The sequence below is a fragment of the Starkeya sp. ORNL1 genome, assembly GCF_012971745.1.
In the GTDB taxonomy this organism is placed as follows: domain Bacteria; phylum Pseudomonadota; class Alphaproteobacteria; order Rhizobiales; family Xanthobacteraceae; genus Ancylobacter.
The window spans coordinates 6,237,128-6,250,856 of sequence record NZ_CP048834.1; the positions used below are offsets into that span (position 1 = coordinate 6,237,128).

8 protein-coding genes and 1 tRNA gene are annotated in these 13,729 nt (G+C 62.6%); 5 read left to right on the plus strand and 4 right to left on the minus strand.

What is annotated here, in order from left to right; genetic code table 11:
• Positions 1-3: 3 nt before the first annotated feature.
• The 4 genes from G3545_RS29245 to G3545_RS29260 all read left to right on the plus strand — a co-directional run bounded on the left by G3545_RS29245 (position 4) and on the right by G3545_RS29260 (position 7,769).
• Entirely contained in the window at positions 4-519 is a 516-nt protein-coding gene (locus G3545_RS29245) for a hypothetical protein (RefSeq protein ID WP_170017784.1), read from the plus strand.
• Positions 516-4,046: a DISARM system helicase DrmA gene (gene drmA / locus G3545_RS29250; RefSeq protein WP_170017785.1), complete on the plus strand. Its 3,531-nt coding sequence runs from the start codon at positions 516-518 to the stop codon at positions 4,044-4,046. Before G3545_RS29245 ends, drmA begins: the two co-directional genes overlap by 4 nt.
• Positions 4,046-5,926, plus strand: a complete 1,881-nt coding sequence (locus G3545_RS29255; RefSeq protein WP_170017786.1) for a DUF1998 domain-containing protein — start codon at positions 4,046-4,048, stop codon at positions 5,924-5,926. The genes drmA and G3545_RS29255 overlap by 1 nt, the downstream gene beginning before the upstream one ends.
• Before the next feature lie 1,177 nt (positions 5,927-7,103).
• Complete coding sequence (locus G3545_RS29260) at positions 7,104-7,769, plus strand: recombinase family protein (protein ID WP_170017787.1); 666 nt, start codon at positions 7,104-7,106, stop codon at positions 7,767-7,769.
• A 789-nt stretch (positions 7,770-8,558) separates the two neighbouring features.
• Here G3545_RS29260 and G3545_RS29265 read toward each other — a convergent pair.
• Complete coding sequence (locus G3545_RS29265; RefSeq protein WP_170017788.1) at positions 8,559-8,768, minus strand: hypothetical protein; 210 nt, start codon at positions 8,766-8,768, stop codon at positions 8,559-8,561.
• Positions 8,769-9,966: 1,198 nt separating this feature from the next.
• Here G3545_RS29265 and G3545_RS29270 point away from each other — a divergent pair.
• A complete protein-coding gene (locus G3545_RS29270) occupies positions 9,967-10,389 on the plus strand; it encodes a hypothetical protein (protein ID WP_170017789.1) in 423 nt (140 codons plus the stop codon).
• Positions 10,390-10,989: 600 nt separating this feature from the next.
• Here the strand turns inward: G3545_RS29270 and G3545_RS29275 are convergent.
• From G3545_RS29275 to G3545_RS29285, 3 genes are all read right to left on the minus strand, one after another.
• Positions 10,990-11,583 (minus strand): hypothetical protein, encoded by a 594-nt coding sequence (locus tag G3545_RS29275; RefSeq protein ID WP_170017790.1) that lies wholly within the window; start codon positions 11,581-11,583, stop codon positions 10,990-10,992.
• A 77-nt stretch (positions 11,584-11,660) separates the two neighbouring features.
• A complete protein-coding gene (locus G3545_RS29280; protein ID WP_170017791.1) occupies positions 11,661-13,379 on the minus strand; it encodes a DUF6538 domain-containing protein in 1,719 nt (572 codons plus the stop codon).
• Between the two features lie 99 nt (positions 13,380-13,478).
• Positions 13,479-13,554 (minus strand) — tRNA-Ile (locus G3545_RS29285).
• Between the last annotated feature and the right edge of the window lie 175 nt (positions 13,555-13,729).

Consider the following 13,729-nt stretch of genomic DNA (forward strand, 5'->3'; position numbering starts at 1 on the left):
TCGATGCCGCGTCACAAGGGTCCCCTCCTGATCGACACCAACATCATCCTGGAGTGCTTCCGGGTGGGGTCCTGGCGCGCGCTGACGGGCGGCTATCAGGTCGAGACGGTGGAGGACTGTGTGACCGAGACCCAGACCGGATTCCAACGCCGCCGCCCCGAAGCGCTGATCAATCCCGCCGAACTTGCCGGCGGTCTGAGCGCGGTACATCCAGTGACCGACGCGCAGCGCGCGGTCGTGGCGATCCGCGCGCCGGATATCGCCCTGGATGTGGGCGAACGCTCGCTGTGGGCGCACGCCCTGACACGGAGCGACGCCTGGGTTCTCTGCGGGCCGGACAAGGCCAGCATGCGCTTCGGCGTTCGGTTGGGCTTTCGCGACCGGCTCATCGCCCTGGAGGCGCTGCTCGCCGACGCCGGGTATCGGCCCAAGGAAGCCTTGAAACCGGCCTACACGGCCAAGTGGCTTGGGAACGCCCTGGGCGAACTTGTTCTTTCAGAAGGCCTTGGACGCTTATGACCAGCTCGCTTGACGTCCGTACCCGCATCGCCAGCGCCTTCCGCCGCGACCTGGTCGGTCCTGGTCCTGACCCTGAGGATTTCGACCTCGCCAGTGAGCGGCTGAACGAGAACCCTTCGCGCTGGTATCTCACCGGCTTTCTTGCGCCGGCCGACGACGAACTGGCGCTCGACGGGGCCGAAGACGGTGACGCTTCGGCCGAGGCAGAAGAACTGGAGATCGAAGGCGGCGAGGCTGACGCCGACGGCGCTGGCGGGGCGGCAGGTGACAACGAGGAGCCCGAAGCGCCCAACGCCAGGCGGCGCTTCCTGCCGTCTTCCGTCGGTCTGACCGTACTACTCGATCCTGACATCCGTGAGATCGAAGCCCTCGTCTCCTGGGGGGACTATCGCACCGAGCCGCCCATGGACAAGGCGCTGCTGCTGCCCGATGCGGAGGGCGAGCTGGACCCCGAGAAGAAACCGCGGCGTCCGCAGGTCGAATGGGTTCGCGCGCCCAAGGAACGTAGGTTCACGCTAGCCGTCCAGGACGGGCGGGCCGGACCGTTCATCGTACCGGATAGCGCCGCGGAACAGCTGCCCGGCGGCGGCCTGTGCCTGGAAACCCACTCGCGGGTCTTCACATTCCCAACGCCCGATGGGCAGGTCGAGCGGGTGCGGGCGCTGACGGTCTTCCTGGTCAACCGCCGCTCGCGCGCCCACCGCTTCTACGCGGACGTCGGCTACGCCTTCCAGGCGCGCCTGGAGCTGAAGAGCAAGGCGGGTTTCCGCCCGCGCCGCGACCTCTCCGGCATGACGTCGAACGACGCGGACCTGCAGATCGCCGACCTGCACTATCGCGACGTCTGCGAATGGGCCGTCGGGCGCAACGCCGCCGCCGCTTGGCCGCGTGACCAGGAAACGGCGGGCGATGTGAAGCGGGTCTGGACCGACCCGTTGCCCCTGGCCGAAGTGGAGCGCGTGGCGCCGAACGAAGGCGAGCCGCTAAAGTCCGCCGTGACCTTTGGCATGGAGGCGCTGGCTGATCTGGCCAGCGGCGACGGGTCGGCGCTGAGGTCGGCGCTCGAGGCTCTGCCCAAGCTCTATGGCGACTGGATTACAGCCCAACGGGCCATTTCGCTGACGTCGCCCCGCCGCCGCCAGACCGCGGACGATCTGATCCGGGACATGGAGACGGCGAAGGCTCGGATCGGCGCCGGCCTCGAGGTCCTCGCGACCGAACCGCTCGCGCGCCAGGCCTTCGGCTTCATGAACCTCGCCGTGGCGCGCGCCGCCCGTCGCCGCAACGCCGGGCCGCAGGGTGATCCGGCGGCGCAACGCGCACCCGCTTGGCGGCCATTCCAGCTGGCCTTCATCCTGCTGAATCTCTCGGGCTTGGCCGACAATCGCCACCCCGATCGGGAGACGGCGGACTTGCTGTTCTTCCCGACGGGGGGCGGCAAGACCGAAGCCTATCTGGGCCTCGCGGCCTTCACCATCGCCATGCGGCGGCTCAAGGCTCCCGGCGTGCTGGGCGCGGGCGTCGCGGTGATCATGCGCTACACGCTGCGCCTCCTGACCCTCGACCAGCTGGCGCGCGCCGCAGGCGTCGTCTGCGCGCTCGAACTGATGCGCACGGATCCCGCGAACGTGAACGAACGCGGCCGGAAGGTCCTCGGCGACTGGCCGATTGAAATCGGCCTTTGGGTCGGATCGGACGCCTCCCCGAACAAGCTCGGCCGGACCGGTGAAGCCGATCAGACAACGGCCGTGGGCCGCGTGCGGCGCTATCGGCTCGGTCAGGACAAGCGGGCGCCGGCACCGATCAAGGCCTGTCCCTGGTGCGGTACGGCTTTCACGCCGGAGTCGTTCTCCTGCACGCCCAGCAATGCGGCGCCCACCAACCTGGAAATCCGCTGCGTCAACGATCGGTGCGACTTCACCCGCAACCGCCCTCTGCCGATCCTTACGGTAGATGAGCCAATCTACAGGCGCTTGCCGGCCTTCCTGATCGCGACAATCGACAAGTTCGCGGCCTTGCCTTGGGTCGGCGAAACAGGCGCCTTCTTTGGCCACGTCAACCGTTTCGATCCGAATATCGGGTTCTATGGCGCGGCCGAGCCAGGACATGGACGGCCGCTCGACAACGGCTGGAAGCTCGATCCGCCGGATCTGATTATTCAGGACGAGCTGCATCTGATCGCTGGACCGCTGGGAACGGTGGCGGGCCTATACGAATGCGCCATCGACCAGCTCGCCGAGCGGACCCGTGACGGCAAGCGCATCCGCATGAAGATCGTGGCCTCCACCGCCACGGTGCGGCGCGCGTCCGACCAGATCGCCGCCCTCTTCGACCGGCAGACGACCAGTATCTTTCCGCCTCCCGGGCCCGACCGGTCGGACAGCTTCTTCGCCGTCACCGTGCCGACCTCGAAGGATCCGGCGCGTCTCTACATGGGCATTGCCGCGCAAGGCCGGGGTCCGAAGCTCGTCTTCCTGCGAGCGCTGACGACCCTGCTCGCCGCGGCTCAGGCGGCCTATCAGGCGGATCCTCCGAAGGACGGCAAGGCCAGCCCCGCGGACCCGTACATGACGGCGCTCTGCTACTTCAACGCGCTGCGGGAGCTGGGCGGCGCGCGCCGGATCGTCGAGGACGAGGTTCGCGACCGGGCGCGGCGCTATGGCGATGAACGCCGCCGGGTTGTTCCGCATGACCAGCCGTTCGGCGACCGGCCCATCCGCGAGCCCATGGAGTTGACCTCGAGGGTCTCGACTGATCAGGTCGCCCTCGCCAAGCAGCGCCTCGAGGCAGGGTTCTTGGGCCAAGCCGAGACGGTCGACGTGGCGCTCGCTACCAACATGATCTCGGTCGGCCTCGACATCACGCGCCTCGGCCTAATGGTGGTGCAAGGCCAGCCGAAGACCGCCGCTGAATACATCCAGGCGACCAGCCGCGTCGGTCGCGATCACAACCGGCCCGGACTGGTGGTCGCGGTGCTCAATCTCCACAAGCCGCGCGACCGAATGCATTTCGAGCATTTCGGCCAGTACCATCGTACCTTCTACCGCGCGGTCGAAGCGACCAGCGTCACGCCCTGGGCGGCCAGGGCGCTGGACAGGGCGCTCGCGGCGGTGGTCGTCTCTGCTGCCAGGCACCTCGACGCCGGCCTCACCTATGAGACATCCGTCGTCGACTTGGCGGCCAACCCCGATGTCATGGCCGCTGTTCGTAACTTCATCGTGATTCGTGCGCCGCCATCTGCGGTCGCCGGCGGCAGCGCCGCTCTGCGCGCGATGATCGAGCAGGTCTTCGCCGACTGGGTCTCAACAGCGCACGATCAGGCAGCGGGCGGGAACACCTTCGCCTATGCGCGGAAGAAGAGTCCTCACCGGCTCCTGCATCAGCCTCTGGAGCCGGAGATCGAGAATCTGACGCCCGCACACGCGCGCTTTGTCGCCGGTCGATCCATGCGCGATGTCGAGCCCTCGGTCCGCATGAAGGTCAAAGACCCCTACGGGTCCCCCATTGCCAACGCGGATGACGTCTGATGGCCAAGAACGCGCAACGTCTCAGCCAGCTCGTCTCCACCTTCGGCCCCGGAGCCATGATCGACCTTCCCACGCGGTCCGTCGTGGTCGGCGGCCTTGAGCGGTGGGACATGAGCGGGGGCAGTTTCTCGGTGATCTCCGAGCCACGGCTATCGAGTCGGCTCGAAAAGCTCCTGCAGGATCAGGGCCGGTTGGGGGCCGGCGTGAGCCTCACCCTGCGGACGCCGCCCAAGGAGCTCGATGCGCAGCGGAGTGGCTCCGCAGGCGTCGATGCGCCGGTGTTCCCCAAGTGGTTCATCTGCGAAACGGTGGAGGACGTGGGAATCGGCGAGGGCGCGAGGGCTTCGCGCCGGCGCCGACTGGTCCGCTGGAACGATCTCGACAGCAAGGGGCGGCGGCGGTTCGAGTTCGACGATGGGCGCAAGAGCGATGTCACGCCAATTCGCTTCGTCTGCGCCTGCGACAACGGCCATCTCGACGACATCAACTGGCGGTACGCAGTTCATGGTCCTGATGTCTGCGCCGAGGCGATGTACATCGAGGAAAAGGGCACGAGTGCGGACCCCGCGGACACCAGCGTTGTGTGCGGCTGCACCCGGCGGCTTTCGCTGCAGGATCTCTTCCAGCCCGGCCGGCTCGGGAAGTGCCAAGGTCAGCGCCCCTGGCTCCTGGACCGAGATCCGGATGGCTGCGACCAGAACCTGAAGCTGCTCACCCGGACCGCGACCAATACCTACTTCCCACAGGTCTATACTGTCATCTCGCTGCCGACGGAGGAGGACGAGCTCTCTCGCCTCGTCGAGAACCTCGCGGGCGAGCTTGCCAAGGCCACGACGGTCGAGCACATCGCCGCGGCGAAGATGTTTAATTCAAAGGTCGAGGCGACGCTCGGCCCCTATGCTAACAGCGACATCCTGGAGCGCCTGCTGCGCTTGCGGGAGAACGCACAGTCCGATCTTGGCCGCCCCCCGCAGGTCGCTGAGTTCGATGTCTTCGCCAGCGGCCGGGGTGAAATCGGCCACAACGCGCCAGACGCGAAGCTCTACGCGCAGACGGTGCCACCAGAGCAGTGGCGCAACGAGAGCGTCGGGGTCGACTTGTCCTCAATCAACAATCTCGTTGCGGTGCATCGCCTCCGCGAGGTGTCATGCCTGTATGGTTTCACTCGATTTGAAGCTGCACCCGCCAGTGTGGACGGCGATTTCGAGGACATCCAGTTGGCGGTGCGGGGCGCTCCCCTTAGCCAAGGCGCGGACTGGCTGCCGGCGATCGAGCAGTTCGGTGAGGGGATCTTCATCCATTTCGATGAGACGAAGATCGCTGACTGGCTCCAGTGCGCAGAGGTGCAGGCTCGACAGGTCAAGCTCCTGGCGGGCTACGATCACTGGCGGAAACGCTTTACCGCAACGCCACCGTCCTATCCAGGCACGCCGTACGTACTGCTCCACAGCCTGTCCCACGCACTGATGAGTGAGATCGCGCTTGATTGCGGCTACCCCGCCAGCTCCTTGAAGGAACGGATTTACGCGGTGCCGAGCCGCCAGAATCCCGGCGCGTATGATCGTTGCGGAATCCTGATCTACACCGCAACACCCGGCGCGCAGGGAACCTTGGGCGGCCTGGTCGCCACCGCGCCAAGGTTCGCATCACTTCTGAAGAATGCTCTCGCAAGACTGACGATCTGCTCAAGCGATCCTGTCTGCGCTGACCACGAGCCCGATGACCGAAGCGGTGACCGAGCGACGCACGGCGCTGCGTGCCATAGCTGCCTATTGATCTCCGAACCCAGTTGCGAGCGCCGAAATCTGTTCTTAGACCGCAGTCTACTAGTCCGGACGATGTCTGATGACGGCGCTGAGCTGTTCGGGGAGATTACTTAGCCGAAGAGCCCTCCCTGGGCTGCCGCCAGAAATAAGGGCGCTGGCATCCTGGACCCGAATGTCCGGTATCTGGGCGTGATCGGGGGGCCGCTTGTTGCGTATAGTGCGGACTTCCGCGGCGGCTAGATCATTTTCCAATGTCAGTGCAGCACCGTCTGAGCGAGCCTAAGCGGATATGTTGCAACGGGTTGCAAATCTCGGCAGCGAGATCGCGCTCGCGACGTGTCTCCATCGCGCCTGCGTCTCGGCATCGCGATCGACCAGAGGACGAGCGATTGGCCGGCCAAGCAGTCGCGTCCGGGCGGCAAGCTCTGGCGCGGCAGGCATTGACAATATGCCTTCAGGAAGAACGGACGCAGATCTGCAACGGGATGCTCCATTTCAATCGGACAAACAGTCTGAGGACGAAGTTGCCTGTTGATCGACTAAACTGCGCCTCCACTCGCGCAACGTCGAAATAGTAGTCTGTGAAAAGGCGCACACCAACCGACACTAGAAGGTGTCATAAAAAGTCGATCAGGCGAACGAATGAAATTCTCCAATGTTAGAGATCTCGTATCGACAAAATTGGTAGAATCATATCTATTAACCCATGCTCATCTAGCTATGCCCCTGACTTATCGACCGAAGTATGCCAGAGGGGTTGTAGTCGGTCGATATTTTTATCATTTGCTCGTATCGATCGGGAGTGTTTGCGGCCAGTTTTAGATCTTACCTCATTACGTGTTTCTTTCGACCTGGCAATCGACCGACCGCATTTGCCCCTAAGATCTGATGCTTTCGATGGCGCATTGCTGCGGCTCGAGTCGAGAGTTATTCAAAGCATGTCGTGTTGCTGCCTCGCTGCACGAAGAGGTCAGATCAACGTCGTTAATCTCGTTTAGATGATTCGAGTCTTCCAAGTGGTGTTGAGCGTTGCAAATATAAAAATGTTGAGCCACCTAAGATGTCATCCTGCTCTGGGGCGCTGGTGCTTCATTTGGCAACAGCAGATGTCATAATATGGCACGCTCGTACATATTATTGCCTCGTATGGTCAACTAGACCGGAATGTTGATAACCAAACATCCTCAATTTCCTATTTTCGCCGCTGTTACATTCTTTCCGACGTTCATTGATAAGATTGAAACGTGTCGCGTCGAGCGTCGCAGCGCCTTCTGGAGCAGCCTTAGTAGCAATGAGTAAGTTTGTTTCATACCTGCGGGTCAGTACCGACCGGCAGGGACGGTCTGGCTTAGGCCTGGATGCGCAGCGCAAGGCTGTTGCCGATTTCCTGAACGGCGAGCGATGGAGGCACGTCGCCGAATTCGTAGAGATCGAGAGCGGTAAGCGGGACGATCGACCTAAGCTCGCCGAAGCGCTCTCACTTTGTCGCCTCCACAACGCGGTGCTTGTCATCGCTAAGCTCGATAGGCTCTCGCGCGATGCGCACTTTCTCCTCGGCCTGCAGAAGGCGGGCGTCCGCTTTGTCGCGGCCGACATGCCTGAAGCGAACGAGATGATTGTTGGCATCATGGCGGTTGTCGCCCAAGCCGAGCGCAAGATGATATCGGCGCGGACCAAGGCGGCACTCGAAATAGCCCGCTCGCGTGGCGCCCAACTCGGCAACCCCGGCAATCTTTCACATCAGGATCATGGGCGGGAGCGAGGGCGCGCTCGACGCACGCAGATCGCTGAACATCGCGCCCTAGATCTTGCCCCGGTCATCGCCGATGCGCGGGCAGGTGGGGCGACGTCACTACGGGAGATTGCCGCGGTCCTCAATGCACGCGGCATTCCTACGGCGCGGGGAAGCACATGGAGCGCGGTTCAGGTGTCCCGTGTTCTCGCGCGTCTCTTTTAGTGACGGTATTCGGATGAACCCGTCGGGTAACGGAAGCGCAGGACAGTATTGCCACGGCCGGCGCGTTGACGACATTCCGTTGGACGTCTCAGAAGCGTACCCGCCAAATTGGCGGGTTCTCGAATTCGAGCGGGAGGTCTAATATCTGAATGCATTCAATGAGAATGCCGCTATTTGTACCGTTGTATGCCATCACATGGTCGGTCGCCAAATTTCCGATAGCATGTGACTCACTAGTTGCGGCGCGCGTCACTCCGGTGCAACCCGTTGCAATATGGAGCTAGGCCACGCCACCCGCGGCTGTTTTGCGGCGAGCGTCGACAATCGCTTCGGCTTGAATAACCAGCAACTCTATATCCTCGCGCTGCATTGCAACTGCTGCGCTCGCAAGTCTGTCACGAAGCTTATTGAGGGGTGAGACTTCACCAACCCCCGAGGAGGTGAAGGCAAAGACAGAGCAACTCCGCAAAGAGGAGGCCCAATGCGCGACAAGCGTCGATTGCTGGGGTAGCAAATGGCAGGCTCATGCCTCCAAGGATTGTAGTAGCTATATCGAGCGGCTTGCAAAAAATAACTTCGAATGGACCGATGGCTTCATGGAGTCCAAGTTGCCCCGCGCCATTTGGTTGGATTATCAACGCTCAACGTTGACCTACGTCGGGGACAGTATCAAACTCCAAAACGGCTTCGGCGCCTGGATTATTCACGTCTATGAGTGCGACGATGACCCCAATACGAAAACCGTGCTAGCGGTGCGAGCTCGTCCTGGTCGACTGTAGTGCCGCAGCTCTAAGTCGGCCTTGTCAGCAGGATTAAGAGCGTAGCAAAGTTGAACACGATTGAGAATGCAGTCATTCCTATCATCAGCGAAATCTTGGAATCTATTGACGAGAAGTAGCGTTGTCCACCTGAGGTAACTTCGGATGCCTCAGTAGCCTGCTCCTCGGATGCGCCGGCGGCGATTAGTGCAATATACAAATTGCCAAGGACAACGGCCATTTGCGAACTCCTTTGAGTCTCGCGCCGAGAGACAGCACCTGACTCTTCTGCATGAGGCATAAAGATGCATCCACGAGAATGATCTTTGCTGCGCTGGCGGTCAACGCGCGTGCTTCGCCCACGCCCGTGAACTCACGAAAGCGGGCGTGGTCACGCGGTCTGCACCTATGGCGACAAGTGCAGACGCGATCGGATCGGGGCTGTCAACGGCCGAGGAGAACGGGCTCGCCCGCCTCATAGACAGGGGCATAGTCGGGAGGAGGCGACTGCCAAAATGGCGGAGCGCCGTGCGCTTTTGACCGCCGACAAGGTGAATGGGGGGACGGTCAATTCGGGCGGTCTCACCCTTCTTCGCTTTTTAGCGGACGGCTCGGTGAAGGACGCGAGCGCTGCCGTGGTCCGTTGTCCAGGTACCAGCACGTTGGTTGAAGTGCCAGCGTGCTCCTCGAACGGTGAGTATGTCGTCAATGCTGAGGCCGCTGCTCGCAATCACGCCCTGTTGGATACAATCCACTTCGGCTGGCTGCCCTGCTACGCGCGGTTGCCTCGTCGACGAAGTTTTGTTGCAAAGGGTTGCACCATGCATCTCCGTTTGCGACAGCAACGTCCAGGCGGCCACCCAAGGCAGTTCCGAAGACGCCACCAGGGACGACGACAACGCCAAGAACATCGGCAAGCACGTCGGCGCTGCGATCGACCCGCGCACGAGAGAGTGGGCGGCGGACCAGCCCCGTCTCGGCGGCATCCTATGGCGTGGAGGAACGGATGAGCGCAGTGGCATGGCTGAGTGTTTGTCAAATAATATCAATGAGTTATAGGCGCATTCGGCTGTACGGCCACACCTCGCTCTGATAGACTCCGGCTGTCGGGACTGATCCCCCGACGCGCGCGAGCTGGCGCCCTGTTGCCGTGTCATGGCGCCAGCCGCGCACCACACGGAGCACCCACAATGACCAGAAGTACCGCCTTGCGCGTAGTTGGAAGCGCTCGCCCGTCATCGCTGGAGGCAGTGGCGACGACACCCCACACCCACTGGCCTACGACCCTGTCCGGTGATTTTCTCAATTCACTTTGCCCTGGCACTAAGGCATCTGACTTTCCGCGCATCGCGGGCACGACGGATCTTGATCGGAGTGTACTTATCGCGGCCTGCACCCGTGGATTTTACGCTGTGGTCAACCGGCACCATGAAGGGCGAATGGAGACCTTCTATCAGGGGAGGCCAAACAGCGCCGAACTGAAGGTTATGTGGGTAATCGAGCGGAAGACGTTCGGTTTCAAAAAGCTCTTCGAGAAAATCCCCCGCCGGTTTTTCGTTCAGGGACAGAAGGGCGACGGTGAAAGCTGGGTTATCCGTCCCTCGGGGATGGACGATCGAGCCTTCAGCAAGGGGCGCACTGGGTTGATAGACAAAGAGTTGATCACGTGCCGCGAGTCCACGCCGCACCCGATGTTCGGACCGTCCAGTGCGTACTGTCTTGGCAGGGGGGTGGACCTCTTTGACGTCTTCTTTGCAGCTATGTGCAAGCACCTCGAAGCGGAATGCAGGTCGTCGGAACATGCTGAACACCTTATCGAGGCGCTCGGCGCTGAACTCGTGGTAAAATGCGGTGACCTTTGAGTGGGCGAGTACCCGCCAATTTGGCGGTACACCCCCGTCTGCGGAGACGGACCCCCCTCCGTCTGCGGAGGCGGATCTCCCTCCGTCTGCGGAGACGGACCCAATATAAGTAAAATACAAACCAGTAAAACTACAACCAGCGGCCGAGCCGCTACGCGCTCGGCGGCTTCCTTATTAGATAAAGAAGACGGGTTAGAAGTGAGAGGACATAAAAGCCTCTTCCCGCTAAGAAAAAAAAGACCCTCCCCCAATTGCGCGCTCCCCCTCCTGCGTCGCGCTTGGATAGAAAGGTGTTAGAACATGACTGATAAGAAATCCCCAGAGATGGCCCGTGAGGGCGGTCATGCATCTAAGGCTGGTAGAGCCCCAAGAGTCCGCACGAGCCCGCTCTCGGGCGAATTGCCGGCCTCTCTGCGGCGTCCTGACCCCTACTGGCCCGCCGGCTTCCCGAAACCGGAGACTGGCCATGTGGAAGGGCATTGGCATAGGGCGGCAGCGCTCACCGAAGCCCGCAAGGTCCTCTTCGGTAATAACATTGTCTGGCCCGAAGAGGTCACGCAGCGGCGCCCCAAAGCATTGGCTTGAGTCCCATTACTGAACTCAAGCTCTCGTCACCACCCATTCGCCGCATACAAGCGCCAGCGCCTCGCCGGCATCGTCGGTGCCGACCTTAGCCTTCGCCATATCGAGAGCGCGCTGCACGGTCTCAGCTTGGTCGCGCGACAGGCTGAACGACATGCGGCCGCCCGTCCTGGCCCTCGACTTAGTGATGCTGGCAGCGCGTCCGTAGTTAGCGTTGAGGTGCTCAATCAGGGCGGTACGCTTGTTCCGCTCGGCGAAGTCCGCCAGATCGTCGAAGTTTTCTCTCGTCGCGATGCCGATGAGTTCCTTCGCCTTCGACCATCCCATGGTAGCGAGGCGACGCTCGTCGATATCCATGCGGTGGAAATGGTCGTGTATACCGATCAAGTACATCGCCTTGCGATAGCGGACGCCGAGTTCCTCACGAAGGAACTCGTCAAAATCCTGTTTGCCCGTGCGACCATCTCGCGCAAGCCGCGCCAACGCCCCCGCTAGCACCAGCTCGGCGCGCCCCTTTCGGTTGGCGAGGCGTCGCGCCGCCTTGATGAGTCGCTTCGCCTCGACTGGTGCGTCATCGAACATCCCCAATAGCGACCGCCCCTCAGTCTTCATGTGCCCCATTCCCCTAACGCCGCCCCGGCACTTTATTGCAACTGGTTGCACCACAATGGCGACCTCCTCAAGTGCGCTCACATCGGCTTGAGGCGCGACAGGTCGACGTCGAATTTGACCCTCGCCATGACCTCGGCGAGCGTCTTGGGCCGCGTGCCTTGCCCATACCGCTCTTCGACGCCGCCCGACCGAGCCCAGCCGCCGAGCGCCCGCGTCGCGTCGATCGGTGAGCCCGCCTCGCGGAGAGCGTCACGAAAGCCATGCCGGAAGCTGTGGAACGACGTGCCCGGCGCATTCACCCCGAGCGTGGTTTTTGTCCAATACGCGAACCTCTTCTGGAAAATGTCGGCAACCTGGTCCTGGTCCTCGCCCGGAAGGTCGGGGAATAGAGCCTCGGCGCCCTTTTTTCTCATCGCCTCGGCATAGCGAAGCAGGCCCAAGCGTACCAACTCGGGATGGATCGGCACGACGCGCTCCGCACCGGGTGTCTTCAAGCGGCGATCGGCCTCGCGCCGAAGCACCATGCAGTCCACCCCGTCCTTTTGCGTCACGTCGGCGACCCGCAAGGTCACGATTTCGCCGAGGCGCATGCCGCTGAACAAGCCGATCAACGGTACCCAAAAGCGCCCGCCCTCGCTGCCGCTCCAGACGGGTAGGGCGCTGAATATCTTGGTCAACTCACCGATCGTGTAGGGGCGCCGGCCTTTCTCGCTCGCGCTCTTGGGCGGCGCCATACGCACCGCTGGATTTGCGGTGACGATACCCTTCGATATGCACCAGTTGAAGAAGCTCGACATGCTGTGCGTGTAAACCCGGAGCGTCCCGACCGAGAGGCGCCTGTCCCGGCGCTCGGCAGCGAGCGCCGCGACCTCTTTCAGCGTCTTGAGTTCGGCGTACCGCTTCACCTTGCCGAAGTTCGGCGGCAGGCCGGCAATGAGTTCCTGTGTCTCGGCGCAGTCCGGGCGGGTGATCGAGATGACAGGCCGTGCCTCGCCGACGATTTCCTTCAACGCACGGAACATCAAGACGAACTTCATGCCGGCGCTCTCCGTCAAGTGCGCCCGCGTCGGATCATTGTTGAACCGCTCGATCGCCTCGCCGAGTGTCGTCCCCTGGACGCTCTGCACGGGGGGAGGGGAGAACGTCGTCACACCCTCGAACAGTGGATCGTGCGCCATGTCCCCATGCTTGCCCTCGACGCGATCGAGTGCCCGCGCGCGTCCCTCAATCTCGCCACGGCGCACCAACTCTTGCAGCCGGAGGAAGTCCGGCGACAGCGTGAACGATTGCCCGGCGAGCGAAAGGCCATTCGCGCCCTTCACCGGCTCCGGCACGGGGATAGATAGCTTGTGGTCCCGGATGATCGCCACGGTGCGGGCGAAGAGCGCCGCCCGTGCATTCGCGTCGCTCGCTCGGAACATGGCGATCGTCTTCTCAAGAGCGTCAACCCAATCCCCTGCCGGCATGTCCATCGGCACCGGACTGGTGCTCGCCGCTGCCCGCTGATCGCGCCACAGCTCCACCGCAACCGCCGTCGTCATCTCCCGTTCGGACGGCCCCGGCTTGCCCGGCATCTCGAATGCGACGCCGGCCGCAAGCGCCTTGCGCGCCTCGGCGAAGATGTCGTCGACCCGCGCCGCCGCCCTCCGGGCTTCGACTACCGCCTTGCGGTAGTCAGTGGTGCCGAGGGCGACCCACAATTCGCGCTTTTCCAGCACCGGACGCAGCTCGTCCGGCACCCTGCGGCGGTACGTATATGCCGATCCACGCCTCTTGAGGCCGGGAACAGCTGCCATTTTGTCCGCCCCTTGTGTAGCCAAGGCGTGTAGCAGTCTGCCCGGATAAGCCTTTGATTTGAAGTGTTTTCTTCGACTATCAATCACTTAGGTGGTGATTGGTGGGCCCGGCAGGACTCGAACCTGCAACCAGACCGTTATGAGCGGTCGGCTCTAACCATTGAGCTACAGGCCCGACCGGCCTTGCGGCGGCGCGGTGCGCGGGCGGAAACTAGCAAATGCATTCCGGCACGCCAACAGGTGGCTATGCTCCGTCCCCCGATCCGTCGTGGCACGGCCACGCCATGCCGTTCCGACGCGCTCCGCCGCAATGCCGCCGCCTTCGCGCAGTGGTGTGCGCTCACCTTGCC

Coding starts and splice junctions, on each gene's coding strand:
- G3545_RS29245 (WP_170017784.1), top strand. CDS start 4: ATGCCGCGTCACAAGGGTCCCCTCCTGATCGACACCAACATCATCCTG.
- drmA (WP_170017785.1), top strand. CDS start 516: ATGACCAGCTCGCTTGACGTCCGTACCCGCATCGCCAGCGCCTTCCGC.
- G3545_RS29255 (WP_170017786.1), top strand. CDS start 4,046: ATGGCCAAGAACGCGCAACGTCTCAGCCAGCTCGTCTCCACCTTCGGC.
- G3545_RS29260 (WP_170017787.1), top strand. CDS start 7,104: ATGAGTAAGTTTGTTTCATACCTGCGGGTCAGTACCGACCGGCAGGGA.
- G3545_RS29265 (WP_170017788.1), bottom strand. CDS start 8,768: ATGGCCGTTGTCCTTGGCAATTTGTATATTGCACTAATCGCCGCCGGC.
- G3545_RS29270 (WP_170017789.1), top strand. CDS start 9,967: ATGGAGACCTTCTATCAGGGGAGGCCAAACAGCGCCGAACTGAAGGTT.
- G3545_RS29275 (WP_170017790.1), bottom strand. CDS start 11,583: ATGAAGACTGAGGGGCGGTCGCTATTGGGGATGTTCGATGACGCACCA.
- G3545_RS29280 (WP_170017791.1), bottom strand. CDS start 13,379: ATGGCAGCTGTTCCCGGCCTCAAGAGGCGTGGATCGGCATATACGTAC.